Here is a 23,500-nt window from a genome sequence, read left to right on the forward strand (position 1 = left end):
TTCCAGCAGCGAGGTAGCAATGGACAAGATTCTGGTCCGGGGCGCACGTACCCACAATCTCAAGCAGATCGACGTCGAACTCCCTCGGGACAAATTGATCGTGATCACCGGCCTTTCCGGTTCGGGGAAATCCTCCCTGGCTTTCGATACCCTGTATGCGGAAGGCCAGCGGCGTTACGTGGAGTCGCTGTCCACCTACGCGCGCCAGTTCCTGTCGATGATGGAAAAGCCGGATATCGATCATATCGAAGGCTTGTCCCCGGCGATCTCCATCGAGCAGAAATCCACCTCGCACAACCCTCGCTCCACCGTCGGCACCATCACCGAGATCTACGACTACCTGCGCCTGCTGTTCGCCCGGGCCGGCACGCCGCGCTGTCCGGAACACGGCGAGGATTTGGAAGCGCAGACCATCTCGCAGATGGTCGATCAGGTGCTGGCACTGCCGGAAGGCAGCAAGCTGATGCTGCTGGCCCCGGTGGTGAGCGGACGCAAGGGCGAGCATCTGCAGCTGCTGGCGGAGCTGCGCGCTCAGGGTTTCGTGCGCGCCATGATCGACGGCCAGGTGCTCGAACTCGACGATATCGCACCGCTTGAGAAGAACCGGAAACATGACATCAGCGTGGTGGTGGACCGGCTCAAGGTGCGTGAAGGCCTGGCCCAGCGCCTGGCGGAGTCCTTCGAGACCGCGCTCAATCTCGCGGACGGCATTGCCATCGTTCACGACATGGACGATACCTTCGACGACATTACCTTCTCCGCGCGCTTTGCCTGTCCGGTCTGCGGCTACTCCATCGCCGAACTCGAACCGCGCATGTTCTCCTTCAACAACCCCGCCGGCGCCTGTCCCAGCTGCGACGGTCTGGGAGTTCAGCAGTTCTTCGGCGCGGATCGGCTGATCAGCCATCCGGAGCTTTCCCTGGCGGAAGGGGTGATCAAGGGCTGGGATCGGCGCAGCATCTATTATTTCAACCAGCTGCAGGCGGTGGCGACGCACTATCGCTTTGCCCTGGAAACCCCCTGGCAGGATCTGGCCCGCCACGAACAGGAGATCATCCTGCACGGCAGCGGCAAAGACAATATCGCCTTCAGCTACGTCAACGATCGCGGTCGCAAGGTGAGTCGGGACCATCCCTTCGAGGGCGTACTGCCTAACATGCAGCGACGCTACCGGGAAACCGAGTCGAACATGGTGCGCGAAGAGCTGGCTCGCTACATCGCCGTACAGCCCTGCCCCGCCTGTCACGGCACACGGCTGCGCAAGGAATCCCGCCACGTCTTCATCGACGAACACACGCTGCCGGATATCACCCGCCTGCCGATCGGCACCGCCTGGTCCTACTTCAAGAATCTCGAACTTGCCGGACGCCGAGGCGAGATCGCTGTCAAGATCATCAACGAGATCCACGCCCGCCTGGAGTTCCTGGTCAACGTGGGTCTCGACTATCTGACCCTGGAGCGCAGCGCCGATACCCTGTCCGGCGGGGAAGCTCAGCGCATTCGTCTGGCCAGCCAGATCGGCGCGGGCCTGGTGGGGGTGATGTACATTCTCGACGAGCCGTCCATCGGCCTGCACCAGCGAGACAACGACCGGCTGCTCAAGACCCTGGAACGCCTCCGGGATCTGGGTAACACGGTGATCGTGGTCGAGCACGACGAAGAGGCGATCCTCGCGGCGGATCACGTGCTGGATATCGGGCCCGGCGCCGGTGTCCACGGCGGGCGGGTGGTTGCCCAAGGCACGCCTCAGCAGGTCAAGGACTGCACGGCGTCGCTGACCGGCCAGTATCTTTCCGGCACCCGGCGCATCGAGCTGCCGTCGCACCGTATTCCCGGCAATCCCGAGAAGATTCTGCGTCTGGTCGGCGCCACCGGTAACAACCTGCAGGATGTCACCCTGGAGCTGCCTCTTGGGCTATTCATCTGCGTCACCGGGGTTTCCGGTTCCGGCAAGTCGACCCTGATCAACTCCACCCTGATGCCCATCGCCGCCCGAGAACTCAACCGGGCCACCAGCCTGACGCCGGCGCCCTATCAGCGTATCGAGGGACTCGATCAGCTCGACAAGATCATCGATATCGATCAGAGCCCCATCGGACGAACGCCCCGCTCCAATCCGGCGACCTATACCGGCATCTTCACGCCGATCCGCGAGCTGTTCGCCGGCACCCAGGAAGCCCGGGCGCGGGGCTACAAGCCCGGCCGCTTCTCCTTCAATGTCAAGGGCGGACGCTGCGAAGCCTGCCAGGGGGACGGCATGATCAAGGTGGAGATGCACTTCCTGCCGGATATCTACGTGCCTTGCGACGTGTGCAAGGGTAAGCGCTACAACCGCGAAACCCTGGAAATCAAGTACAAGGAACGCAACATCCACGAAGTGCTGGAGATGACCGTAGAGGAAGCGTTGGACTTCTTCAGCCCCGTACCGGCGATCGCTCGGCGGCTGCAGACCCTGATGGACGTGGGGCTTTCCTACGTGCGCCTGGGCCAGAGCGCCACCACCCTCTCCGGCGGCGAGGCGCAGCGGGTCAAGCTGGCCCGGGAGCTGGCCAAGCGCGATACCGGCAAGACCCTATATATACTCGACGAACCCACCACCGGCTTGCATTTCGAGGATATCCGGCAGCTCTTGACAGTACTTCACCGTCTGCGGGATCACGGCAATACCGTGGTGGTGATCGAGCACAATCTGGACGTGATCAAGACCGCGGACTGGCTGGTGGACATGGGGCCGGAAGGCGGTTCCGGCGGCGGGCGGATCATCGCCGAGGGAACGCCGGAGCAGGTAGCGAATCTTGCGGAATCACATACCGGCCACTTCCTCAAGCCGCTGCTTGAACGCCAGCGGCAGCCGGAACTGGAAACCTCCTGAGCGGATAATGCCTATCTCAGGATGATCAACCGATTAGGCAACTCGTCACGCTCGTGAGTGGCGGGCACCTGCTGCTTGAGGTGCTCGCCGCAGGATTCGATGCAGTCCAGAAATCCTTGCAGCGTCTGGCCCTGTCTGACGCGTTGCGTGAAAGCGGCAACGATATCCGTCCAGGTCTCGTTGCTCAGGCGACTCGAGATGCCGTGGTCGACCAGGATCTCCACGTAGCGCTCGGCTTCCGAGACGAAGATCAGCATGCCGGTGCCGGCAGCGGTGTGATGCAGGTTCTGTTCCAGAAACTGTCGTCGCGCCAGATTCGACGCCCGCCAGTGGCGTACCGAACGAGGAATAAGCCGCGTCGTGACCGCGGGAAGGCGAAACACCAGGGCGAGAACGATAAAGCTGGCCCACTGGACCAGCAATAGACTCGAGGCGTCCCACCAGCCGGGGAAATAGTTGATCGCGCCGGGCACCACCAGGGCGAAAATGCCTGCCCAGAGCAGAGGAATATAGGCGTAGTTATCCGCTTGGGCGGCGAGCACGGTGACCAGTTCCGCATCCGTTTCCTGCTCGACCCTTTTGATCGCCTCGGCGACCTCCCGCTGCTCTTTTTCGTTCAGTAACGCCATGGTATTTTCTACTCGCTTCTTTTCGGGCTAGTCATTTCGCTAGGGACCAAATCTTGTCTACCAGCCCCCCGAAGCGCCACCGCCGCCAAAACCACCACCGCCGCCGCTGAAACCGCCACCGCCAAAACCATCCCCCCCGCGATGACCGCCGCCACCCAAGGCGCCGCCCAGCAGCAGGCCGCCGAGCACGCCGGAACGGCCGCCGCGTCCACCGCCCCCCAGGAATATCGCAATAACCAGTAGCAGCACGAAGAAAAGGATCGATCGGCCACCCTCGGGAGTCTCATTCACCGCCTGGTTCGGCGCTGCCTGCTCCAGCGGATCTCCTCCCAGTACCTGAATCATCGCTTGGGTACCTTCGGAGATGCCGCGGGCAAAGTCGCCCTCGCGGAATGCCGGGGTAATGATCTGGTTGATGATCACCGAGGACTGGGCGTCCGTCAGCCGCCCTTCCAGACCGTAGCCGACCTCGATACGCAGCTTGCGCTCGTCCCGGGCGACGATCAGCAGCGCGCCGTTGTCCTCATCGGACTGACCGATACCCCAATGTCGGCCCAGCTGATAACCGTACTGCTCAATGGACACGCCCTGTAGATCCGGCAGCGTGACCACTACAATCTGCTCGGTAGTAGCCTGCTCGTGGGCCTCAAGCATCCGGGTCAGTCGGGTTTCCGTTCCGGCGTCGAGCAGCTCCGCTCGGTCGACGACACGGCCACTGAGTTCGGGGAAATTCAGCTGCTGAGCCTGAACACCAATCGCACAGAGCCATAGCAGCGCGAAGAGCGAGAGACGGCGCAGACCTTTCATCAGAACTCCACCTGGGGCGCCTGATCCGCTTCCGGCGCGGTTGCCTTGAAGTTCTCGCGTAGCTCCATATCGCTGTAGAGCAAGCCATGCCAGATTCGGCCGGGGAAGGTGCGGATCTCGGTGTTGTAGCGCTCCACCGCAGCGATGAAATCGCGTCGTGCGACGGCGATACGGTTTTCGGTGCCTTCCAACTGGGACTGCAGCGCCAGGAAATTCTGGTTCGACCTCAACTCCGGATAGCGCTCGGAAACCGCCATCAGCCGACTCAGGGCACTGGTGAGCTGTCCTTGGGCCTGCTCGAACCGCTGCAGTTGCTGGGGATTGTCGAGGGTGTCGGCATCGACTTGAATGGAAGTGGCCTTGGCCCGCGCCTCCACCACCGCGGTCAGCGTCTCCTGCTCCTGTTTCGCGAAGCCCTTGACGGTTTCCACCAGGTTGGGAACCAGATCGGCGCGTCGCTGATACTGGTTTTCCACCTGTGACCAGGCGGATTTGACCTGCTCGTCGTAGGTCGGCAGATTATTCACGCCGCAGCCTGTCAGCAGCAGGGTGATAAGCAGCAATGTGACCGCCTGCCAGGCGATCCTGTAAGGGGTGACTGCGGATTTCAATTGCATGATAGGGAACGTCGCTCCGTTTGAAACCGATCGCTAGAAGTGCATGGTACAGGGAAGAGGACGAAACGCTAACCATATAAAAAAACCGGCCCATCTTTTGGGCCGGTTTTCCTATAGCGTGCGAGAATCTATTCCTCGCCGGCGGCTTCGTCCGCTACCGGTCGATCGACCAATTCGACATAAGCCATGGGGGCGTTGTCTCCGGTGCGGAAACCGCACTTGAGCACCCGCACGTAACCACCGGGACGCTCCACGTAGCGCGGGCCCAGCTCGTTGAAGAGCTTGCCGACCGCTTCCTTGGAATTGGTACGGCTGAAGGCCAGACGACGGTTGGCGACACTATCCTGCTTGGCCAGGGTAATCAGCGGCTCGATATGACGACGCAGTTCCTTGGCTTTGGGCAGGGTTGTCTTGATGATTTCATGCTCGACCAGCGACACGCACATGTTCTTGAACATGGCCTGGCGGTGCGAGCTGGTACGATTCAGATGACGACCACTCTTACGATGACGCATGGTTGTAATTCCTTACCAAACTGGGACTCGAGGCGACGCTCACGCGGAGCTCTTTTCGTCCTTCAGGCTTGCCGGCGGCCAGCTTTCCAACCGCATGCCCAGGGAAAGGCCGCGGGTAGATAGCACATCCTTGATCTCATTCAAGGACTTCTTGCCGAGATTAGGGGTCTTCAACAGCTCCACTTCGGTACGCTGAATCAGATCGCCGATGTAGTAGATATTCTCGGCCTTCAGGCAGTTGGCGCTGCGAACGGTCAACTCGAGATCGTCTACGGGGCGAAGCAGGATGGGATCGATATGGTCCTCTTCCACTTCGACTTCCTGTTCCTTGTCGGCTTCCAGATCGACGAATGCGCCAAGCTGCTCCTGCAGAATGGTGGCGCTGCGCCGAATGGCCTCTTCCGGATCCAGGGTTCCGTCGGTTTCCAGGTCGATGATCAGCTTGTCCAGATCGGTACGCTGCTCGACACGGGCCGCATCCACAGAGTATGACACTCGACGCACCGGACTGAAGGTCGCATCGAGCTGCAAACGACCAATGGCTCGGGATTCGTCCTCCGCGTCAAGGCGCGCATCCGCCGGCTCGTAGCCACGACCACGGGCGACTTTCAACTGCATTTTCAACTCGGCGCCTTCGTTGACGTGAGCGATCACGAGATCGGGATTGACGATTTCGACATCGTGATCCGTGGCAATATCGCCGGCGGTCACAACGCCTGCCCCCTGCTTGTTCAAGGTGAGCACCGCCTCGTCACGGCTATGCATCTTGATTGCCACGTCCTTGAGATTCAGGAGGATTTCGATAACATCTTCCTGAACGCCCTCGATGGCGCTGTACTCATGGTCGACACCGTTGATCTCGACTTCCACCACGGCGCAGCCGGGCATGGAGGACAGCAGAATACGACGCAGAGCATTTCCTAGGGTATGACCGAAGCCGCGCTCGAAGGGCTCGAGCACGATCTTCGCGTGGTGAGCGCTGATTTCTTCGACCTTGATGTCGCGAGGGCGAAGAAATTCTGTCACTGAACGCTGCATATGAACACCTTTCAGGCTGCCAAACGGATACTTGGTACTCGGCCGGGTCTCGATCGAAACCCGGCATGACGCTGACGCGACTTACTTCGAGTACAGCTCGACGATCAGATTTTCGTTGATGTCGGCAGACAGGTCGCCGCGTTCAGGCAGTGCCTTGAAAGTGCCTTCCATCTTCTTGGCGTCAACGTCGATCCAGGCCACATCACCACGATTCGCGGCGATGGAGAGCGCGGATTGAATACGCGCCTGATTCTTGGCCTTTTCGCGAATGGCCACCACGTCGCCAGGCTTGACCTTGTAGGAAGCCACGTTGACGGTACGGCCGTTGACTGCAACGGCCTTGTGACTGACCAGCTGGCGCGCTTCCGCGCGAGTGGAGCCAAAGCCCATGCGGTAGACGACGTTGTCCAGTCGAGTCTCGAGCAGCTGCAGCAACAATTCACCGGTCGCCCCCTTCAAGCGGGCGGCTTCCTTGTAGTAGTTGCGGAACTGCTTTTCAAGTACGCCATACATACGACGTACTTTCTGCTTCTCGCGAAGCTGCAAGCCGTAGTCGGAAAGACGCTGACGGCGCTGGCCGTGCGCACCCGGAACCTGCTCGGATTTGCACTTCTTCTCGAAGGGGGTGACGCCACTCTTGAGAAAGAGATCGGTCCCTTCACGACGAGACAATTTGCACTTGGGTCCTGTATAACGAGCCATGAGTCCGTCTCCTTAAACGCGGCGTTTTTTCGGCGGGCGGCAACCGTTATGGGGAACGGGTGTCGCGTCGGTGATGCTTTGCACGCGAAAGCCGGCGGCATTCAATGCGCGCACGGCGGACTCACGGCCAGGACCGGGGCCCTTGACCAGCACGTCGACGTTTTTCACACCATACTCGGCTGCAGCAGTCGCTGCACGTTCGCTTGCCACTTGAGCAGCGAACGGGGTGCTCTTGCGAGAACCACGAAAACCCGAACCACCGGCAGTTGCCCAGGAAAGCGCATTGCCCTGGCGGTCTGTGATCGTCACGATCGTGTTGTTAAAAGAGGCGTGGATATGCGCGATGGCATCCACCACCTGCTTTTTGACCTTCTTGCGATTACTACGCGGGTTAGCCATGTTGATGTTTCATCCTATCTTAACGCCAGAACATGCGTATTATTTGCGAATCGGCTTACGCGGTCCCTTTCGGGTACGCGCGTTGGTCTTGGTACGCTGCCCACGCAGCGGAAGACCACGACGATGACGCAGACCACGATAGCAACCCAGGTCCATGAGACGCTTGATATTCAGCGTGACATCACGACGAAGGTCACCTTCAACGGTGTATTTGCCAACCTCGGATCGCAGGGCGTCCAGCTCTTCGGAGCTGAGATCCTGAATCCTGGTGGTCGGTGCAATACTGGCTGCGGCGCAGACTTCCTGCGCGCGAGTGCGGCCAATCCCGAAGATATAGGTCAGCGAGATCGCCGCATGCTTGTTGTCCGGGATATTGACGCCTGCAATACGGGCCATCAGCTTACTCCGAAAGTTGAGCGGCTTGCTCGGTTATCATCTACAAAAGGGCGCAGAGCATACTCCCTCGCCTCATGAAAAGCAAGAGGGCATGCTCGTCGCCCGCTGGGGTACAACGTCGCGGGATTAACCCTGACGCTGCTTGTGCCGCGGTTCGCTGCAGATGACGCGCACGGCGCCATTGCGACGAATGATCTTGCAGTTGCGACACATTTTCTTTACGGATGCACGAACTTTCATCGTTCTTTCTCCAATAGCGATTCGCGGCGCGCCAACGGGGTCGGCAATGCCGCTTTAGCGCATGATTCCGCCGCCGCCATAACCTTTCAGATTGGACTTCTTCATTACCGACTCGTACTGGTTCGACATGAGATGCGACTGTACCTGAGCCATGAAATCCATGATCACTACCACCACGATCAGAAGCGAGGTGCCACCGAAGAAGAACGGCACGTTCCAGGCCACGATCAGGAACTGAGGCATCAGAGATACCGCAGTGATGTAGAGAGCACCGAACAGGGTCAAGCGCGTCATGACCTTATCGATGTAGCGAGCGGTTTGCTCACCGGGGCGGATACCCGGCAGAAAAGCCCCTGACTTCTTGAGGTTGTCAGCGACATCCTTGGGGTTGAAGACCAGCGCTGTGTAAAAGAAGCAGAAGAATATCACCGCGGCGCCGAAAAGCAAGATGTACAGTGGCTGCCCGGGCGCCAAGGCCAGGGAAGCGGTCTGCAGCCATTCCATGCCTTCGCCGGCGCTGACCCACTGGCCGATGGAGGCAGGAAACAGCAGGATGCTGGAGGCGAAAATCGCCGGAATGACACCGGCCATATTGACCTTCAAGGGCAGATAACTCTTCTGCCCAGCATACATCTTGTTGCCGACCTGACGCCGGGGATAATTCACCGTAATGCGGCGCTGACCGCGCTCGATGAACACCACGAAAGCCACGGTGGCGATACCCAGTACGGAAAGGGCCAGCAGGGGCAGGACATTCCAGGCGCCGTCGTTGCGCGCCAGTTCAAAAGACTGTCCGATCGCGCCGGGCAGGCCCGCCACGATCCCCGCGAAGATCAACAACGAAATACCGTTGCCAATGCCTTTCTCGGTGATCTGCTCACCCAGCCACATCATGAACACCGCGCCGCACACGAAGGTGACCACCGCGGTGAAATAGAAGCTGAAGTCAGCCGTGTAGGCGATTCCCTGTCCTGCCAATCCCACCGACATGCCGATCGCCTGAACCAGTGCCAGCAACACCGTGCCATAGCGGGTGTATTGACTGATCTTGCGACGGCCAGACTCGCCCTCCTTCTTCAACTGCTCGAGCCGAGGCGAAACCGCGGAGAGGAGTTGCATGATGATCGATGCCGAGATATAAGGCATGATGCCCAGGGCGAGAACGCTCATGCGCTCCAGGGCCCCGCCGGAGAACATGTTGAACATGCCCAGGATGGTGCCCTGCTGCTCCCTGAACAAGGCAGCCAGCTGGTCAGGATTGATACCGGGCACGGGAATGTGGGCACCAATGCGGTAGACCACGAGAGCCAGCAACACGAAACGCAGGCGCGCCCAGAGCTCACTCAGGCCGCTACCCATCGCCGGCATGTTTCCTGACTTAGCCATTTAGTCCTCTACCTTGCCGCCGGCGGCTTCGATGGCGGCTCGGGCACCCTTGGTGACCTTGAGACCGCGCACGGTGAGCGCCTTGTTCAGTTCGCCGGAAAGAATGACTTTAGCGAATCGCGTGGCATCCTTGATCACATTGGCTTGCTTCAGCGTCTCCAGCGTGACTTCATCACCAGTGACCTTGCCCAGTTCCGCCAGTCGCACTTCCTCCGAAGCCAGAGACTTGGCGGATGTGAAGCCGAACTTCGGCAGGCGCCGCTGCAGCGGCATCTGACCGCCTTCGAAACCCGGCTTGACGCTCCCACCGGAACGTGACTTGAGGCCCTTGTGGCCACGGCCACCGGTCTTGCCCAGACCGGAACCGATACCGCGACCGACACGCTTGGGCGCATGCTTGGAGCCCGGTGCCGGGCTCAGGCTATTAAGTTTCATGGATTACTCTCCCTCAACGCGCACAAGGTAGTTGACCTTGTGGATCATGCCGCGTACGGCAGGGGTGTCTTCCAGCTCCACCGTATGACCGATACGCCGCAGACCAAGACCTTGCATGGTAGCCTTGTGCTTGGCTAGAACGCCGATGGTGCTGCGGACCTGGGTAACCTTGATCGATGCTGCCATGATGTTTACCCCGTGATCGCTTCGACTGACAGGCCGCGCTTGGCGGCAATGTCGTCCGGAGACTGCATGGAGGCCAGACCGTTGATGGTCGCACGCACGACATTCACCGGGTTGGTGGAACCGTAGCACTTGGCCAGGACGTCATGGACGCCAGCCAGTTCGAGCACGGAACGCATGGCACCACCGGCGATGACCCCGGTACCTTCCGAAGCCGGCTGCATGAATACCTTGGAGGCGCCGTGACGAGCCTTGATCGGATACTGGAGCGTGCTACCGCTGAGATTGACCTTGATCATGTTACGTCGCGCCTGATCCATGGCTTTCTGGATCGCGACCGGCACTTCACGTGCCTTGCCGCGGCCAAAGCCGACGCGACCATTGCCGTCGCCCACGACGGTCAAGGCGGTGAAACCGAAGATTCGGCCACCCTTGACCACCTTGGCGACGCGGTTGACCTGCACGAGCTTTTCCTGCAGATCGCCGCCTTGCTGTTCATTCTTCGCCATCGTAAAACCCTATTAGAATTTCAGGCCGCCTTCACGTGCGGCGTCCGCCAGGGCCTTGACTCGACCGTGGAACTTGAAACCCGCGCGATCGAAGGCAACCTGAGTGATGCCTGCTTCCTGGGCGCGTTCGGCAATCATGGCGCCCACCTTGGCGGCGGCGTCCGCGTTACCGGTACTGCCCTCGCGCAGGGACTTGTCCAGCGTCGATGCGCTGGCCAGCACCTTGCCACCATCCGGCGAGATGATCTGCGCATAGATGTGTCGCGGCGTACGGTTGACGCACAGGCGATACACGCCCAGCTCGCGAATCTTGGCGCGAGCGCGGCGGGCACGACGGAGACGAGATTCTTTCTTCGCGTTCATAACCCTGCCTTACTTCTTCTTGGCTTCTTTACGACGGACCTGCTCGTCGCTATAACGGATACCCTTGCCCTTGTAAGGCTCGGGTGGCCGGAAAGCACGAATCTCCGCCGCCACGTGACCGATCTGCTGCTTGTCCATTCCCTTGAGAATGATCTGGGTGTTCTTTGGCGTTTCCGCCGTGACACCTTCTGGCAGCTCATAAGCGACCGGGTGGGAGAAGCCCAATGTCAGGTTGAGCGTCTTGCCACTTGCCTGGGCACGGTAGCCGACGCCATTGATCTCGAGGGACTTGGTAAAGCCCTCGCTCACTCCGGTGACCAGGTTCTGAACCAGGGCACGGGTGGTGCCGGCCATTGCCCAGCTCTTGGCAGACTCGCTGGGGGCGAAGGTCAGCCGGCCATCTTCCTGGCCGATCGTCACGTCCGGATGCACGGTCATGGCGAGGCTGCCCTGGCCGCCCTTGGCGGTCAGCCTGTCGCCGTCGAGATTGACCTCGACGCCGCTTGGCAAGGTAACCGGATATTTGGCTATACGAGACATTCCAAACTCCTAGAATACGGTGCAGATGACTTCGCCACCGACACCGGCATGACGGGCCGCACGATCGGTCATCACGCCCCGGGAGGTGGTCACGATCGCAATACCCAGGCCATCGGCGACTTTCGGAAGCGCATCCTTGCCCTTGTAGGAGCGCAAGGACGGCTTGGAAACCCGCTGGATGTGCTCGATGACTGCCTTGCCCTCGAAGTACTTGAGGGTCACGGTCAGTTCAGGCTTGGCGCCTTCAGTGACGCTGAAATCGCCGATATAGCCTTCTTCTTTCAGTACGCGGGCCACCTGTACCTTGAGCTTGGAGGACGGCATGGTAACCGTCTCCTTGGTGGCCATCTGCGCATTGCGGATACGAGTGAACATATCCGCCAACGTGTCTTGCATGCTCATTACGTAGCGCTCCTGATGATTCTACGTGGCGTTACCAGCTGGACTTCTTGAGTCCGGGAACGTCGCCACGCATCGCGGCTTCACGCAGCTTGTTACGGCCCAGGCCGAACTTGTTGTAGTAGCCGTGAGGGCGACCGGTGATTCGACAGCGATTGGTGCGACGCACCGGGCTGGAATCCCGCGGCAACTGCTGCAGCTTGAGCTGCGCGTCGAAGCGCTCTTCATCAGAGGCGTTGACATTTTCGATGATGGTCTTGAGTTCCGCGCGCTTGGCAGCGTACTTCTTGACCAGTTTGGCACGCTTGAGTTCGCGCTCTACCATGCTTTTCTTTGCCATGCTCCCACCCTTATTTCTTGAACGGGAAGTTCAGCGCGCTCAAGAGCGCCCGGCCTTCCTCATCGGTATTGGCGGTGGTGGTGATAGTGACATCGAGACCACGAACCCGGTCGATCTTATCATATTCGATCTCCGGGAAGATGATCTGCTCACGCACCCCCATGGAGTAGTTGCCACGTCCGTCGAAGGACTTCGGATTGAGACCACGGAAATCACGCACGCGAGGAATCGCGATGTTTACCAAGCGGTCAAGGAAGTCCCACATGCGCGCGCTGCGCAGGGTCACTTTGATACCGATTGGCCAGCCTTCGCGTACCTTGAAGCCCGCGATGGACTTGCGTGCCTTGGTCACCATCGGCTTCTGACCGGAGAGTTTCTCCATGTCAGCGACGGCGTTTTCGATCAGCTTCTTGTCGCTGGTCGCGTCACCGATACCCATGTTCAGCGTCACCTTGGTGACCCGAGGTACCTGCATCACGTTGGCGTAGCTGAACTGCTCTTTGAGCTGAGCCACCACCTCGTTTTGATAACGTTCTTTCAAGTTCGCCATTTTGCTACCCGACTCGCGTTAGGCGTCGATCTGTGACTGCGTCGACTTGTAGATACGTACCTTGGTACCGTCTTCCTTGAGCTGGAAGCCGACGCGATCCGCTTTGCCGGTCTCCGCATTGAAGATGGCCACGTTCGACGCATGAATCGGAGCCTCGCGCTCGACGATACCGCCCTGGTTGCCCGCCATGGGATTGGGCCTGGTGTGACGCTTGATCATGTTCACACCGGACACCACGTAGCGATCGTCCTTGAGGACGCGCTTGATGGTGCCACGCTTGCCTTTATCCTTGCCGGCGATGACGATGACTTCATCGTCACGTTTGATCTTTTGCATATCCGCCTCGCTCCTTACAGCACTTCAGGCGCCAAGGAAATGATTTTCATGAACTTTTCGTTACGAAGCTCACGGGTCACCGGCCCGAAGATACGGGTACCGATCGGCTGTTCGTTGGTATTATTCAACAGAACAGCCGCATTTCCATCGAAGCGAATCAGCGAACCGTCGTTACGACGGACGCCACTACGGGTACGCACCACTACCGCTTTCAGCACCTGGCCTTTCTTGACCTTGCCCCGCGGAATGGCTTCTTTCACAGTGACCTTGATGACATCGCCCACGCGAGCATAACGGCGGTGAGAACCGCCGAGCACCTTGATGCATTGCACCCGGCGCGCTCCGCTGTTGTCGGCGACGTCCAGCATTGTCTGTGTCTGAATCATCGGTTTTCTCCAAACCTAATCTGACTACGGCGCCAGCCGAGCTCAGCCCTTGGCCTGCTCAACGACTTCAACCAGGGTCCAGGACTTGTGCTTGGACAGCGGACGGCATTCCTGAATGGATACCTTGTCGCCGGCCTTGGCCTGGTTCTGCTCGTCGTGAGCCTGCAGCTTGGTGGAACGACGGACGTACTTGCCATACAGCGGATGACGCACGCGGCGCTCGATCATCACGACGATGGACTTGTCCATCTTGTCGCTCACTACCTTGCCGGTGAGCGTACGGGTTTTCTTCTCTTCGGCCATCTCAATCACCTGCCTTCTCGTTGAGCACCGTCTTCACTCGGGCGATATCCCGACGGACCTGCTTGAGCAAATGGGTCTGGCTGAGTTGGCCAGTGGCCTTCTGCATGCGCAGATTGAACTGCTCGCGGAGGAGTTCGAAGAGCTGCGCCTGCAGATCTTCCACTGATTTTTCACGAATTTCCTGGGCTTTCATCACAGCACCGTCCGTTTCACAAAGGTGGTGGAGACCGGAAACTTCTGAGCCGCCAGGCTGAATGCCTCCCGGGCCAGCTCTTCAGAAACGCCTTCGATTTCGTAGAGCACACGGCCCGGCTGAATCTGGGCGACCCAGTATTCAACGGAACCCTTGCCTTTACCCATACGAACTTCGAGAGGCTTCTTGGATACCGGCTTGTCCGGAAACACACGAATCCAGATCTTGCCGCCACGCTTGACGTGGCGAGTGATGGCCCGACGACCGGCTTCGATCTGACGCGCGGTGACCCGCCCGCGACCGGTGGCCTTGAGACCGTATTCGCCGAAACTGATCTTGCTTCCGCGATGGGCCAGGCCACGGTTGCGGCCCTTCATCATCTTGCGGAATTTTGTACGCTTAGGTTGTAACATCGACTCGCTCTCCTCTTATCTGGAACCTTTCTTCTTAGAGGGCGCGGCCTGCGGCTGCTTGGCCTTGGCGCGGACCTCCTCGATGCCCCCGAGGATTTCACCCTTGAAGATCCATACCTTGACGCCGATCACGCCGTAGGTGGTATGGGCTTCATAGGTGGCGTAGTCGATGTCCGCGCGCAGGGTATGCAGCGGCACACGACCTTCCCGATACCACTCGGTACGAGCGATTTCCGCTCCGCCCAGTCGTCCGGACAGTTGAACCTTGATACCACCGGCGCCTAGACGCATGGAGTTCTGTACCGCGCGCTTCATGGCACGACGGAACATCACGCGACGCTCGAGCTGTCCGGCGATGTTCTGGGCGACGAGCTTGGCATCGAGTTCCGGCTTGCGAACCTCTTCGATGTTGATATGCACCGGCACGCCCATCATCTGGGTGACGTCGCGACGCAGACGATCGACATCCTCGCCCTTCTTGCCGATCACGATGCCAGGACGCGCAGTATGAATGGTGATGCGCGCGTTGTTGGCCGGACGCTCGATATGGATACGGCTGACGGAGGCGTTCTTCAGGCGCTCCTCGAGGAAACTACGCACCTCGAGATCGTTGTTCAGCTTATCGGCATAGCTATCGCTTTCGGCGTACCACACGGAATTGTGGTCCTTGACGATACCCAGCCGAATACCAATCGGATTTACTTTCTGACCCATCTGGTCGACTCCTACTTCTCGGCTACCTTGACGGTGATGTGGCAGGTGCGCTTCAAGATGCGATCCGCACGACCTTTGGCGCGCGGCTTAATGCGCTTGAGCGTCATGCCCTCATCGACGCAGATGGTCGAGACACGCAGCTCGTCGATATCCATACCGTTGTTTTCTTCCGCATTCGCGATGGCGGACTGCAGCACCTTCTTGACCAGCGTGGCAGCCTTCTTCGGGGAGAAGGTCAGCAGGTCGAGCGCTTCGGCGACCGGTTTACCGCGCACCTGGTCAGCCACCAAACGGGCCTTCTGGGCGGATAATCCGGCGCCACGCAGTTTAGCTGTGACTTCCATCTCTCAATCCTCTCTGGCTTACCGTTTGGCTTTTCTGTCCGCCGCATGACCGCGATAGGTGCGGGTAGCAGCGAATTCGCCCAGCTTGTGGCCAACCATTTCCTCGGAGACATGCACCGGGACGTGTTGGCGACCGTTATGGACCGCAATGGTGAGCCCAACCATGTTGGGCAGGATCATCGAGCGACGCGACCAGGTCTTGATCGGTTTGCGATCGCTCTTTTCCACCGCGGTCTCGACCTTCTTCAGCAGATGAAGGTCGATAAAGGGACCTTTCTTCAGTGAACGTGGCACAGCCGTTACCTCTTAGTTGTGTTACTTGGCCTTGCGGCGACGAACGATAAGCGAGTTGGTACGCTTGTTCTTGCGGGTCTTGTGGCCCTTGGTGGGAACACCCCAAGGCGTCACCGGATGGCGACCACCGCTAGTACGGCCTTCGCCGCCACCGTGCGGGTGGTCCACCGGATTCATGGCCACGCCGCGAACCGTCGGACGTACCCCTCTCCAGCGTTTCGCACCGGCCTTGCCAAGTTGGCGCAGGCTGTGCTCGGAATTGCCTACTTCACCGAGGGTCGCGCGGCATTCGGAAAGCACCTTGCGCATTTCACCGGAGCGCAGGCGCAAAGTGGCATAGTTACCTTCTCGTGCGACCAGCTGAGCGCTGGTACCCGCGCTGCGTGCCAACTGAGCACCCTTGCCGGGCTTGAGCTCGATGCAGTGCACGGTGGAGCCCAGCGGAACGTTGCGCAGCGGCAGCGCATTACCACGCTTGATCGGCGCATTGACACCGGATTCGAGAGTGTCGCCGGCCGCCACGCCCTTGGGCGCGATGATGTAACGACGCTCGCCGTCCAGATACTTCAGCAGCGCAATGTGCGCGCTACGGTTCGGATCGTACTCGAGGCGCTCGACGACGGCGGGAACGCCATCCTTGGTGCGCTTGAAGTCGATCAGACGATAATGCTGGCGATGACCACCCCCGACGTGACGGGTGGTGATACGGCCATGATTGTTACGCCCGCCGGAACGGGACTGCTTCTCCAGAAGCGGCGCATGCGGCCGCCCCTTGTAAAGCTCGGTGCCGACGACTTTAACGACGTGGCGACGACCGGCGGATGTGGGTTTGGTCTTGACGATTGCCATTATCCGTACTCCTGCCCTTATTCGGCGCCAGAGAAGTCTTCGAGGGTCTCGCCCGCAGCCAAGGTCACGTAAGCCTTGCGATAGCCCTTACGCTTACCCAAGCCGTGTGCGGTACGCTTGGTCTTGCCCTTCATGTTCAGGACCTGAACGCGATCGACCTTCTTGCCGAACATCGCTTGAACGGCCTGCTTGATTTCCGGCTTGGTCGCGTCGCTTGCTACCTTGAACACGTACTGATTGTTCTCGGCGGCGAAGGCGGCTTTCTCGGTCATGTGCGGACCAAGCAGAACCTTGAATAGACGTTCCTGGTTCATGCCAGCTTCTCCTCGAATTGGCGCAGAGCGGAGACGGTGATAAGCACCTTGTCGAAAGCGATCAGGCTCACCGGATCCGCGGCGGACGCGTCGACCACATCCACGTTGGGAATATTGCGAGCGGCGAGATAGAGCTTTTCGTCGAGTTCTTCGGTGACGATCAGCGTTTTCTCGAGATCGAGCTCCTTGAGCTTGCCGATCAGCTGCTTGGTCTTGGGCGCATCGACGCTGAACTCGTTGACCACCACCAGACGCTCCTGACGGACCAGTTCGGAAAGGATCGAGCGCATCGCGGCACGATACATCTTGCGATTGACTTTCTGAGAATGATCCTGAGGACGCGCGGCAAAGGTGACACCGCCGCTACGCCAGATCGGCGAGCGAATGGTACCGGCACGGGCGCGACCGGTGCCTTTCTGACGCCACGGCTTCTTGCCACCGCCGCGCACGTCGGAACGGTTCTTCTGGGCGCGAGTTCCCTGGCGTGCACCGGCCAGATAGGCGGTGACGACCTGATGAACCAGCGCTTCATTGAATTCTTTACCGAAGGTGGCATCGGCGACTTCGATAGTGCCGGCGTCTGCACCTGCAAGATTCAGATTCATTGATCAACCCCCTCAGCGAGCTTTCACGGCGCGGCGAATGACGACGTCGCTGCCCGGCGCACCAGGTACGGCGCCCTTGATCAGCAGCAGGTTGTGTTCGGCATCGACGCGCACGACTTCCAGGCTCTGCACGGTGCAACGCGCATTACCCATCTGACCGGCCATCTTCTTGCCCTTGAACACTCGACCCGGGGTCTGGCACATGCCGATGGAACCCGGCGCGCGATGCGACAGGGAATTGCCGTGGCTGTTGTCTTGGGTGCGGAAGTTCCAACGCTTGACGGCGCCTTGGAAGCCTTTGCCCTTGGAGGTTCCGGTCACATCGATCTTCTGACCGGCTTCAAAGAGGGATACGGTGATTTCGCCGCCCACTTCCGGAGTCTCTTCACCTTCGTTCAGGCGAAACTCCATCAGCGAACGACCGGCCTCGATACCCGCCTTGGCGAACTGTCCAGCTTGCGCCTTGGTCAAGTGCTTGGCCTTGCGGGAGCCAGTTGTCACCTGAACCGCACTGTAGCCGTCAGACTCCAGTGTCTTGACGCGAGTGACGCGGTTAGGTTCAACCTCGATCACGGTTACCGGCACGGAGGCGCCGTCTTCGGTAAAGACACGGGTCATCCCGGACTTTTTACCGACTAAACCGATTGTCATGTTCAGTCTCCTAATAGTGTACGGGGCTATCACCCGCTATGGCTGCCCTTTCCAGAGCATTCCACTAGCACATTGTATGACGCCGTCTCGGCGTGGCGGCTGCTGCTTACCCTGTCTGACGCAGGGGCAGGCGCTGGGCCGCAAAGTGACTAGTGTTATCAGTCGAGTTTGATTTGCACGTCAACGCCGGCGGCGAGATCGAGCTTCATAAGTGCATCCACGGTCTTTTCCGTGGGCTCGACGATATCGAGCACACGCTTGTGGGTGCGAATTTCATACTGATCCCGAGCGTCCTTATTGACGTGAGGCGAGATCAGGATGGTGTAACGCTCGCGTCTGGTCGGCAGCGGGATCGGTCCGCGCACCTGAGCTCCGGTCCGCTTGGCGGTATCAACGATTTCCGCCGTGGACTGATCGATCAGGCGATGGTCGAACGCCTTCAACCGAATGCGAATCTTCTGGTTCTGCATTTGCCCTAAACTCCAATGGACGTGGACGACACGCTGCCTGGCCACGCATTCAAAGGATGCGCATTATAGACACGTCGAATCGATGAGTCAATCCTGCGCAGAAAAAGGGGCTCCTGTGGGAGCCCCTCGATCATTCGATCAATGCTTGTCTATAAAGAACAAGACTTACTTGACGATCTTGGCGACAACACCAGCGCCCACGGTACGACCACCTTCGCGCACGGCGAAGCGCAGGCCGTCTTCCATGGCGATCGGCGCGATCAGAGTGACGGTCATCTGCACGTTGTCGCCGGGCATGACCATCTCGACACCTTCCGGCAGTTCACAGGTACCGGTGACGTCGGTGGTCCGGAAGTAGAACTGCGGACGGTAGCCCTTGAAGAACGGCGTGTGACGGCCACCCTCATCCTTGGACAGCACGTAGACCTCGGCCTCGAAGACAGTGTGCGGCGTGATGGAGCCGGGCTTGGCCAGCACCTGACCACGCTCGACGTCGTCACGCTTGGTGCCACGCAGTAGGGCACCGATGTTCTCGCCGGCACGACCTTCGTCGAGCAGCTTGCGGAACATCTCCACGCCGGTAACGGTAGTCTTGGTGGTATCGCGAACACCGACGATTTCGACTTCTTCGCCGCTCTTGACGATACCGCGCTCGATGCGACCGGTGACTACGGTGCCACGGCCGGAGATGGAGAACACGTCCTCGATGGGCATCAAGAACGGCTGATCGATGGCGCGCTCGGGCTCGGGGATATAGTCGTCCAGCGCCTTGATCAGGTTGGCAACGGCAGTAGTGCCCATGCCGTTGTCATCCTTGCCTTCCAGCGCCATCAGCGCGGAACCGACGATGATCGGCGTGTCGTCACCCGGGAAGTCGTACTCGTTGAGGAGTTCACGCACTTCCATTTCGACCAGCTCAAGCAGCTCCTCGTCGTCGACCATGTCCGCCTTGTTCAGGAACACGACGATGTAGGGAACGCCCACCTGACGAGACAGCAGGATGTGCTCGCGGGTCTGCGGCATCGGGCCGTCCGCAGCAGAACATACCAGGATAGCGCCATCCATCTGCGCCGCGCCGGTGATCATGTTCTTGACGTAGTCCGCGTGTCCCGGGCAGTCCACGTGAGCATAGTGACGCTCTTCGGACTGATACTCCACGTGAGAGGTCGCGATGGTGATACCGCGCTCACGCTCCTCGGGAGCGTTGTCGATGCTGGCGAATTCACGCCAGTCACCGCCGAATACCTCAGCGGATACTCGAGTCAGAGCCGCAGTCAGCGTGGTCTTGCCGTGGTCGACATGACCGATGGTGCCGACGTTAACGTGCGGTTTGGAACGTTCGAATTTTTCCTTAGCCACTGCTATAACCTCTTTATTAGCTAACGGTTAACCGTTTTGGTTGATGACGGCTTCAACGACGCTGGAGGGCGCCTCGTCGTACTTCGCAAACTCCATGGTGTAGCTTGCACGGCCCTGGGTCTGAGAACGTAGATCGGTCGCATAACCGAACATTTCGCCCAGCGGCACCATTGCGCGGATGATCTTGCCCATGGAAGAGTCATCCATGCCCTGCACCAGACCGCGACGACGGTTCAGGTCGCCCATGACGTCACCCATGAAATCCTCGGGGGTCACGACTTCGACCTTCATCATCGGCTCCAGCAGCACGGCCTTGGCCTTTCTGGCCCCTTCCTTGACCGCCATGGAAGAGGCGATCTTGAACGCGGTCTCGTTGGAGTCCACGTCATGATAGGAGCCATCATACAGCGTGACCTTGACGTCGATCATCGGGTAGCCCGCGATGACACCGTTCTGCAGCTGCTCATAGGCCCCTTTTTCGACCGCCGGAACGTATTCCTTGGGAACCACGCCACCCACGATCTCGGACACGAACTTGAAGGACATTTCTTCGTCCTCGCCCTTGTCCGCTTTGGTCAGCGGCTCGATACGCAGCCAGACGTGACCGAACTGACCTCGACCACCGGACTGACGCACGAACTTGCCTTCCTGTTCGATACTGCCACGAATCGTCTCGCGATAGGCCACCTGGGGCTTGCCGATATTGGCCTCGACCTTGAACTCACGCCGCATGCGATCGACGATGATATCCAGGTGCAATTCACCCATACCGGAAATGATGGTCTGGCCGGTTTCCTCGTCGGTCTTGACGCGGAAGGAAGGGTCTTCCTGAGCCAGCTTGCCCAGAGCAACACCCATTTTCTCCTGATCCGCCTTAGACTTCGGCTCCACCGCCACGGAAATCACCGGATCCGGGAATTCCATGCGCTCGAGAATGATCTTGTCATTCATGTCGCATAGCGTGTCGCCGGTGGTGACGTCCTTGAGGCCGATACAAGCGGCGATGTCTCCAGCGTAGACTTCCTTGATCTCTTCGCGAGAATTGGCGTGCATCTGCACCAGACGACCGATGCGCTCCTTTTTGCCACGAACGGAGTTGAAGACGCTGTCACCAGACTTCAGCACCCCGGAATAGACGCGAATGAAGGTCAGCGTGCCGACGAAGGGGTCGGTGGCGATCTTGAAGGCCAGCGCCGAAAAGGGCGCGCTGTCATCTGCCTCGCGGGTCTCGACGGTGCCCTCCTTGTCGTCCAGCTCACCCTCGATGGCCTTGACCTCGGTAGGTGACGGCAGGTATTCGACGACCCCGTCGAGCACCGCCTGCACGCCCTTGTTCTTGAACGCGGAGCCGCAGGTGACCAGTACGATCTCGTTGTCCAGAGTACGACGGCGCAGCCCAGCCTTGATTTCCTCGTTGGTCAGCTCGCCTTCCTCGAGGTACTTGTCCATCAGTTCCTCGGAGGCTTCCGCGGCGGCCTCGATCATTTCCTCACGATACTGCTCGGCGGTTTCCCGAAGCTCCTCGGGAATATCCACCAAGTCATAGGTGGCGCCGAAATCGGACTCGTTCCACAGGATGGCCTTCATCTCGATGAGATCGATGACCCCCTTGAAATCCTCTTCGGTGCCCCAGTTGATCTGAATGGGTACGACGTTAGCGCCCAGACGATCCTTGAGCTGTTCGAGCACCATGAAGAAATCGGCACCGGCGCGGTCCATCTTGTTGACGAACACCATGCGCGGCACTTCGTACTTGTTGGCCTGACGCCATACGGTCTCGGTCTGGGGCTGCACGCCGGAGCTGCCGCACAGTACCACCACCGCGCCGTCGAGCACGCGCAGGGAGCGCTCGACCTCGATGGTGAAATCGACGTGCCCGGGGGTGTCGATGATGTTGATGCGGTGCTCGTCGAACTGGTGGTTCATGCCTTTCCAGAACGTGGTGACCGCCGCGGAAGTGATGGTGATCCCCCGCTCCTGCTCCTGCTCCATCCAGTCGGTGGTGGAAGCACCTTCGTGGGTCTCGCCGAGCTTGTGGTTGATACCGGTATAGAACAGCACCCGCTCGGTGGTGGTGGTCTTGCCGGCGTCAACGTGCGCGACGATACCGATGTTGCGATAACGCTTGAGTGGTGTTTTGCGTGCCACGGTGAAATTCCCCGTTAGTTGGCGTTGCGTTGGGAAGCGGCGTACTTAGAAGCGCGTACTTAAAAACGATAGTGGGAGAAGGCCTTGTTGGCTTCTGCCATGCGATGTACGTCTTCACGCTTCTTCACGGCAGCGCCCTTGCCTTCCGCGGCGTCGAGCATTTCGCCGGCCAGACGCTGTACCATGGTCTTTTCACCGCGATTACGCGCCGCGTCTACCAGCCAGCGCATGGCCAACGCCTGACGGCGCGACGGACGCACCTCAACGGGAACCTGATAAGTGGCGCCGCCGACACGACGCGACTTGACCTCGACCATGGGCTGGATTGCTTCCAGCGCCTTGTCGAACACTTCCAGCGGCTCTTCCTTGCTGCGCTCGGTCACCCGATCCAGCGCACCATAGACGATTCGTTCAGCTACAGACTTCTTGCCGCTGACCATCAGATGATTCATGAACTTGGCCAGACGCTCGCTTCCGAATTTCGGATCCGGCAGGATTTCGCGCTTGGCGGCAACTCTTCTTCTAGGCATGATAAGCCCTCAGATTAAGGGTCCTTCAGGTAAACCCGGAACATAAGCTGCCAACACATACTGTCTGGCAGCGCCCGACCTTACTCTTATCCGACCATGGTGATAATAAATGATGGGTGAAGCGTTAATACGCTTCGCCATCAAGACTTGGGTCGCTTGGTGCCGTACTTGGAGCGGCCCTGCTTGCGGTTCTGCACGCCGGAGGTATCCAGAGCGCCGCGCACGGTGTGATAACGCACACCCGGCAAGTCCTTGACTCGACCGCCGCGGATCAATACCACGGAGTGCTCTTGCAGGTTGTGCCCCTCACCACCGATGTAAGAGGAAACCTCGTAGCCGTTGGTCAGGCGCACGCGGCACACCTTACGCAGGGCGGAGTTCGGCTTCTTGGGAGTAGTGGTATAAACGCGGGTGCAAACGCCGCGCTTCTGTGGGCAGGCCTGAAGCGCCGGCACGTCGCTAGTTTCGACGGGACGCTTGCGCGGCTTGCGCACAAGCTGATTTATCGTTGCCATAGTCTGTAGCTGACTCCAATGATGTTCTTGGCTCTCAATAGGGAACGAGCGCACCCGCCCCACTATTAAAGGCTGCGAATTCTACTGTCTTGTGACCGCCTTCGTCAAGCCGGAGCCGTCTCGACGTCTGAGCGTCGATGACGACCCCTTCTCACA

The 23,500-nt window shown here is 59.5% G+C and carries 36 protein-coding genes; 1 reads left to right on the forward strand and 35 read right to left on the reverse strand.

Annotation, left to right across the window (positions count from 1 at the left end):
• Positions 1–19 precede the first annotated feature (19 nt).
• Positions 20–2,872, forward strand: a complete 2,853-nt coding sequence (gene uvrA, locus FGL86_RS02330) for an excinuclease ABC subunit UvrA (RefSeq protein WP_147183095.1) — start codon at positions 20–22, stop codon at positions 2,870–2,872.
• Positions 2,873–2,883: 11 nt separating this feature from the next.
• On the opposite strand, the gene FGL86_RS02335 is transcribed toward uvrA, so the two are convergent.
• The 35 genes from FGL86_RS02335 to rpsL form a co-directional block, all read right to left on the reverse strand.
• On the reverse strand, positions 2,884–3,501 hold the full coding sequence (locus FGL86_RS02335) for a TPM domain-containing protein (RefSeq protein WP_147183096.1): 618 nt from the start codon (positions 3,499–3,501) through the stop codon (positions 2,884–2,886).
• A 57-nt stretch (positions 3,502–3,558) separates the two neighbouring features.
• Complete coding sequence (locus FGL86_RS18245) at positions 3,559–4,308, reverse strand: TPM domain-containing protein (protein WP_147183097.1); 750 nt, start codon at positions 4,306–4,308, stop codon at positions 3,559–3,561.
• Positions 4,308–4,925: a LemA family protein gene (locus tag FGL86_RS02345; RefSeq protein WP_147183098.1), complete on the reverse strand. Its 618-nt coding sequence runs from the start codon at positions 4,923–4,925 to the stop codon at positions 4,308–4,310. The genes FGL86_RS18245 and FGL86_RS02345 overlap by 1 nt, the downstream gene beginning before the upstream one ends.
• A gap of 128 nt (positions 4,926–5,053) precedes the next feature.
• Complete coding sequence (gene rplQ / locus FGL86_RS02350) at positions 5,054–5,440, reverse strand: 50S ribosomal protein L17 (RefSeq protein WP_147183099.1); 387 nt, start codon at positions 5,438–5,440, stop codon at positions 5,054–5,056.
• 39 nt (positions 5,441–5,479) lie between these two features.
• Positions 5,480–6,478 (reverse strand): DNA-directed RNA polymerase subunit alpha, encoded by a 999-nt coding sequence (locus FGL86_RS02355; RefSeq protein ID WP_147183100.1) that lies wholly within the window; start codon positions 6,476–6,478, stop codon positions 5,480–5,482.
• An 81-nt stretch (positions 6,479–6,559) separates the two neighbouring features.
• On the reverse strand, positions 6,560–7,180 hold the full coding sequence (rpsD, locus tag FGL86_RS02360) for a 30S ribosomal protein S4 (protein WP_147183101.1): 621 nt from the start codon (positions 7,178–7,180) through the stop codon (positions 6,560–6,562).
• A gap of 12 nt (positions 7,181–7,192) precedes the next feature.
• On the reverse strand, positions 7,193–7,579 hold the full coding sequence (gene rpsK, locus FGL86_RS02365) for a 30S ribosomal protein S11 (RefSeq protein ID WP_147183102.1): 387 nt from the start codon (positions 7,577–7,579) through the stop codon (positions 7,193–7,195).
• Positions 7,580–7,618: 39 nt separating this feature from the next.
• Positions 7,619–7,975 carry a 30S ribosomal protein S13 gene (gene rpsM / locus FGL86_RS02370; protein WP_147183103.1) on the reverse strand — a complete coding sequence of 119 codons (357 nt, stop codon included), beginning with the start codon at positions 7,973–7,975 and terminating at the stop codon, positions 7,619–7,621.
• A gap of 126 nt (positions 7,976–8,101) precedes the next feature.
• On the reverse strand, positions 8,102–8,215 hold the full coding sequence (gene rpmJ / locus FGL86_RS02375) for a 50S ribosomal protein L36 (RefSeq protein WP_008959154.1): 114 nt from the start codon (positions 8,213–8,215) through the stop codon (positions 8,102–8,104).
• 54 nt (positions 8,216–8,269) lie between these two features.
• Positions 8,270–9,601, reverse strand: coding sequence for a preprotein translocase subunit SecY (secY, locus tag FGL86_RS02380; protein ID WP_147183104.1), 1,332 nt, complete (start codon positions 9,599–9,601; stop codon positions 8,270–8,272).
• On the reverse strand, positions 9,602–10,036 hold the full coding sequence (gene rplO / locus FGL86_RS02385; RefSeq protein ID WP_147183105.1) for a 50S ribosomal protein L15: 435 nt from the start codon (positions 10,034–10,036) through the stop codon (positions 9,602–9,604).
• Between the two features lie 3 nt (positions 10,037–10,039).
• The gene (gene rpmD / locus FGL86_RS02390; protein ID WP_147183106.1) at positions 10,040–10,222 is read right to left on the reverse strand and encodes a 50S ribosomal protein L30; all 183 of its coding nucleotides are present in this window, start codon (positions 10,220–10,222) and stop codon (positions 10,040–10,042) included.
• 5 nt (positions 10,223–10,227) lie between these two features.
• Positions 10,228–10,728 (reverse strand): 30S ribosomal protein S5, encoded by a 501-nt coding sequence (gene rpsE, locus FGL86_RS02395; RefSeq protein WP_147183107.1) that lies wholly within the window; start codon positions 10,726–10,728, stop codon positions 10,228–10,230.
• Between the two features lie 12 nt (positions 10,729–10,740).
• A complete protein-coding gene (gene rplR / locus FGL86_RS02400; protein WP_147183108.1) occupies positions 10,741–11,091 on the reverse strand; it encodes a 50S ribosomal protein L18 in 351 nt (116 codons plus the stop codon).
• A gap of 9 nt (positions 11,092–11,100) precedes the next feature.
• Positions 11,101–11,631 (reverse strand): 50S ribosomal protein L6, encoded by a 531-nt coding sequence (rplF, locus tag FGL86_RS02405; RefSeq protein ID WP_147183109.1) that lies wholly within the window; start codon positions 11,629–11,631, stop codon positions 11,101–11,103.
• A 9-nt stretch (positions 11,632–11,640) separates the two neighbouring features.
• Positions 11,641–12,033, reverse strand: a complete 393-nt coding sequence (gene rpsH / locus FGL86_RS02410) for a 30S ribosomal protein S8 (protein WP_147183110.1) — start codon at positions 12,031–12,033, stop codon at positions 11,641–11,643.
• A 31-nt stretch (positions 12,034–12,064) separates the two neighbouring features.
• Entirely contained in the window at positions 12,065–12,370 is a 306-nt protein-coding gene (gene rpsN / locus FGL86_RS02415; protein WP_147183111.1) for a 30S ribosomal protein S14, read from the reverse strand.
• A gap of 10 nt (positions 12,371–12,380) precedes the next feature.
• Positions 12,381–12,920: a 50S ribosomal protein L5 gene (gene rplE / locus FGL86_RS02420; RefSeq protein ID WP_147183112.1), complete on the reverse strand. Its 540-nt coding sequence runs from the start codon at positions 12,918–12,920 to the stop codon at positions 12,381–12,383.
• An 18-nt stretch (positions 12,921–12,938) separates the two neighbouring features.
• A complete protein-coding gene (gene rplX, locus FGL86_RS02425; RefSeq protein WP_147183113.1) occupies positions 12,939–13,256 on the reverse strand; it encodes a 50S ribosomal protein L24 in 318 nt (105 codons plus the stop codon).
• Between the two features lie 14 nt (positions 13,257–13,270).
• Entirely contained in the window at positions 13,271–13,642 is a 372-nt protein-coding gene (rplN, locus tag FGL86_RS02430; RefSeq protein WP_035470387.1) for a 50S ribosomal protein L14, read from the reverse strand.
• Positions 13,643–13,684: 42 nt separating this feature from the next.
• Positions 13,685–13,945 (reverse strand): 30S ribosomal protein S17, encoded by a 261-nt coding sequence (gene rpsQ / locus FGL86_RS02435; RefSeq protein WP_147183114.1) that lies wholly within the window; start codon positions 13,943–13,945, stop codon positions 13,685–13,687.
• A 1-nt stretch (position 13,946) separates the two neighbouring features.
• On the reverse strand, positions 13,947–14,138 hold the full coding sequence (gene rpmC / locus FGL86_RS02440) for a 50S ribosomal protein L29 (RefSeq protein ID WP_092527216.1): 192 nt from the start codon (positions 14,136–14,138) through the stop codon (positions 13,947–13,949).
• Positions 14,138–14,551, reverse strand: coding sequence for a 50S ribosomal protein L16 (rplP, locus tag FGL86_RS02445; RefSeq protein WP_147183115.1), 414 nt, complete (start codon positions 14,549–14,551; stop codon positions 14,138–14,140). Before rplP ends, rpmC begins: the two co-directional genes overlap by 1 nt.
• A gap of 15 nt (positions 14,552–14,566) precedes the next feature.
• A complete protein-coding gene (gene rpsC / locus FGL86_RS02450) occupies positions 14,567–15,265 on the reverse strand; it encodes a 30S ribosomal protein S3 (protein WP_147183116.1) in 699 nt (232 codons plus the stop codon).
• Positions 15,266–15,276: 11 nt separating this feature from the next.
• Positions 15,277–15,609: a 50S ribosomal protein L22 gene (gene rplV, locus FGL86_RS02455; RefSeq protein ID WP_147183117.1), complete on the reverse strand. Its 333-nt coding sequence runs from the start codon at positions 15,607–15,609 to the stop codon at positions 15,277–15,279.
• An 18-nt stretch (positions 15,610–15,627) separates the two neighbouring features.
• Positions 15,628–15,903, reverse strand: a complete 276-nt coding sequence (gene rpsS / locus FGL86_RS02460) for a 30S ribosomal protein S19 (protein WP_048306673.1) — start codon at positions 15,901–15,903, stop codon at positions 15,628–15,630.
• Between the two features lie 21 nt (positions 15,904–15,924).
• Positions 15,925–16,752 carry a 50S ribosomal protein L2 gene (gene rplB, locus FGL86_RS02465; protein ID WP_147183118.1) on the reverse strand — a complete coding sequence of 276 codons (828 nt, stop codon included), beginning with the start codon at positions 16,750–16,752 and terminating at the stop codon, positions 15,925–15,927.
• Positions 16,753–16,769: 17 nt separating this feature from the next.
• A complete protein-coding gene (rplW, locus tag FGL86_RS02470; protein WP_147183119.1) occupies positions 16,770–17,066 on the reverse strand; it encodes a 50S ribosomal protein L23 in 297 nt (98 codons plus the stop codon).
• Positions 17,063–17,671: a 50S ribosomal protein L4 gene (gene rplD / locus FGL86_RS02475; RefSeq protein ID WP_147183120.1), complete on the reverse strand. Its 609-nt coding sequence runs from the start codon at positions 17,669–17,671 to the stop codon at positions 17,063–17,065. The genes rplW and rplD overlap by 4 nt, the downstream gene beginning before the upstream one ends.
• A 12-nt stretch (positions 17,672–17,683) precedes the next feature.
• Positions 17,684–18,322, reverse strand: coding sequence for a 50S ribosomal protein L3 (gene rplC / locus FGL86_RS02480; RefSeq protein ID WP_147183121.1), 639 nt, complete (start codon positions 18,320–18,322; stop codon positions 17,684–17,686).
• Positions 18,323–18,480: 158 nt separating this feature from the next.
• Positions 18,481–18,792 (reverse strand): 30S ribosomal protein S10, encoded by a 312-nt coding sequence (rpsJ, locus tag FGL86_RS02485; RefSeq protein ID WP_147183122.1) that lies wholly within the window; start codon positions 18,790–18,792, stop codon positions 18,481–18,483.
• A 165-nt stretch (positions 18,793–18,957) separates the two neighbouring features.
• The gene (gene tuf, locus FGL86_RS02490) at positions 18,958–20,151 is read right to left on the reverse strand and encodes an elongation factor Tu (protein ID WP_147183123.1); all 1,194 of its coding nucleotides are present in this window, start codon (positions 20,149–20,151) and stop codon (positions 18,958–18,960) included.
• Between the two features lie 27 nt (positions 20,152–20,178).
• Positions 20,179–22,299: an elongation factor G gene (fusA, locus tag FGL86_RS02495; RefSeq protein WP_147183124.1), complete on the reverse strand. Its 2,121-nt coding sequence runs from the start codon at positions 22,297–22,299 to the stop codon at positions 20,179–20,181.
• A gap of 59 nt (positions 22,300–22,358) precedes the next feature.
• Positions 22,359–22,829, reverse strand: coding sequence for a 30S ribosomal protein S7 (rpsG, locus tag FGL86_RS02500; protein ID WP_147183125.1), 471 nt, complete (start codon positions 22,827–22,829; stop codon positions 22,359–22,361).
• 140 nt (positions 22,830–22,969) lie between these two features.
• A complete protein-coding gene (rpsL, locus tag FGL86_RS02505; protein WP_147183126.1) occupies positions 22,970–23,344 on the reverse strand; it encodes a 30S ribosomal protein S12 in 375 nt (124 codons plus the stop codon).
• Between the last annotated feature and the right edge of the window lie 156 nt (positions 23,345–23,500).

This window comes from Pistricoccus aurantiacus (assembly GCF_007954585.1).
GTDB lineage: Bacteria > Pseudomonadota > Gammaproteobacteria > Pseudomonadales > Halomonadaceae > Pistricoccus > Pistricoccus aurantiacus.

Coding starts and splice junctions, on each gene's coding strand:
- uvrA (WP_147183095.1), top strand. CDS start 20: ATGGACAAGATTCTGGTCCGGGGCGCACGTACCCACAATCTCAAGCAG.
- FGL86_RS02335 (WP_147183096.1), bottom strand. CDS start 3,501: ATGGCGTTACTGAACGAAAAAGAGCAGCGGGAGGTCGCCGAGGCGATC.
- FGL86_RS18245 (WP_147183097.1), bottom strand. CDS start 4,308: ATGAAAGGTCTGCGCCGTCTCTCGCTCTTCGCGCTGCTATGGCTCTGT.
- FGL86_RS02345 (WP_147183098.1), bottom strand. CDS start 4,925: ATGCAATTGAAATCCGCAGTCACCCCTTACAGGATCGCCTGGCAGGCG.
- rplQ (WP_147183099.1), bottom strand. CDS start 5,440: ATGCGTCATCGTAAGAGTGGTCGTCATCTGAATCGTACCAGCTCGCAC.
- FGL86_RS02355 (WP_147183100.1), bottom strand. CDS start 6,478: ATGCAGCGTTCAGTGACAGAATTTCTTCGCCCTCGCGACATCAAGGTC.
- rpsD (WP_147183101.1), bottom strand. CDS start 7,180: ATGGCTCGTTATACAGGACCCAAGTGCAAATTGTCTCGTCGTGAAGGG.
- rpsK (WP_147183102.1), bottom strand. CDS start 7,579: ATGGCTAACCCGCGTAGTAATCGCAAGAAGGTCAAAAAGCAGGTGGTG.
- rpsM (WP_147183103.1), bottom strand. CDS start 7,975: ATGGCCCGTATTGCAGGCGTCAATATCCCGGACAACAAGCATGCGGCG.
- rpmJ (WP_008959154.1), bottom strand. CDS start 8,215: ATGAAAGTTCGTGCATCCGTAAAGAAAATGTGTCGCAACTGCAAGATC.
- secY (WP_147183104.1), bottom strand. CDS start 9,601: ATGGCTAAGTCAGGAAACATGCCGGCGATGGGTAGCGGCCTGAGTGAG.
- rplO (WP_147183105.1), bottom strand. CDS start 10,036: ATGAAACTTAATAGCCTGAGCCCGGCACCGGGCTCCAAGCATGCGCCC.
- rpmD (WP_147183106.1), bottom strand. CDS start 10,222: ATGGCAGCATCGATCAAGGTTACCCAGGTCCGCAGCACCATCGGCGTT.
- rpsE (WP_147183107.1), bottom strand. CDS start 10,728: ATGGCGAAGAATGAACAGCAAGGCGGCGATCTGCAGGAAAAGCTCGTG.
- rplR (WP_147183108.1), bottom strand. CDS start 11,091: ATGAACGCGAAGAAAGAATCTCGTCTCCGTCGTGCCCGCCGCGCTCGC.
- rplF (WP_147183109.1), bottom strand. CDS start 11,631: ATGTCTCGTATAGCCAAATATCCGGTTACCTTGCCAAGCGGCGTCGAG.
- rpsH (WP_147183110.1), bottom strand. CDS start 12,033: ATGAGCATGCAAGACACGTTGGCGGATATGTTCACTCGTATCCGCAAT.
- rpsN (WP_147183111.1), bottom strand. CDS start 12,370: ATGGCAAAGAAAAGCATGGTAGAGCGCGAACTCAAGCGTGCCAAACTG.
- rplE (WP_147183112.1), bottom strand. CDS start 12,920: ATGGCGAACTTGAAAGAACGTTATCAAAACGAGGTGGTGGCTCAGCTC.
- rplX (WP_147183113.1), bottom strand. CDS start 13,256: ATGCAAAAGATCAAACGTGACGATGAAGTCATCGTCATCGCCGGCAAG.
- rplN (WP_035470387.1), bottom strand. CDS start 13,642: ATGATTCAGACACAGACAATGCTGGACGTCGCCGACAACAGCGGAGCG.
- rpsQ (WP_147183114.1), bottom strand. CDS start 13,945: ATGGCCGAAGAGAAGAAAACCCGTACGCTCACCGGCAAGGTAGTGAGC.
- rpmC (WP_092527216.1), bottom strand. CDS start 14,138: ATGAAAGCCCAGGAAATTCGTGAAAAATCAGTGGAAGATCTGCAGGCG.
- rplP (WP_147183115.1), bottom strand. CDS start 14,551: ATGTTACAACCTAAGCGTACAAAATTCCGCAAGATGATGAAGGGCCGC.
- rpsC (WP_147183116.1), bottom strand. CDS start 15,265: ATGGGTCAGAAAGTAAATCCGATTGGTATTCGGCTGGGTATCGTCAAG.
- rplV (WP_147183117.1), bottom strand. CDS start 15,609: ATGGAAGTCACAGCTAAACTGCGTGGCGCCGGATTATCCGCCCAGAAG.
- rplB (WP_147183118.1), bottom strand. CDS start 16,752: ATGGCAATCGTCAAGACCAAACCCACATCCGCCGGTCGTCGCCACGTC.
- rplW (WP_147183119.1), bottom strand. CDS start 17,066: ATGAACCAGGAACGTCTATTCAAGGTTCTGCTTGGTCCGCACATGACC.
- rplD (WP_147183120.1), bottom strand. CDS start 17,671: ATGAATCTGAATCTTGCAGGTGCAGACGCCGGCACTATCGAAGTCGCC.
- rplC (WP_147183121.1), bottom strand. CDS start 18,322: ATGACAATCGGTTTAGTCGGTAAAAAGTCCGGGATGACCCGTGTCTTT.
- rpsJ (WP_147183122.1), bottom strand. CDS start 18,792: ATGCAGAACCAGAAGATTCGCATTCGGTTGAAGGCGTTCGACCATCGC.
- rpsG (WP_147183125.1), bottom strand. CDS start 22,829: ATGCCTAGAAGAAGAGTTGCCGCCAAGCGCGAAATCCTGCCGGATCCG.
- rpsL (WP_147183126.1), bottom strand. CDS start 23,344: ATGGCAACGATAAATCAGCTTGTGCGCAAGCCGCGCAAGCGTCCCGTC.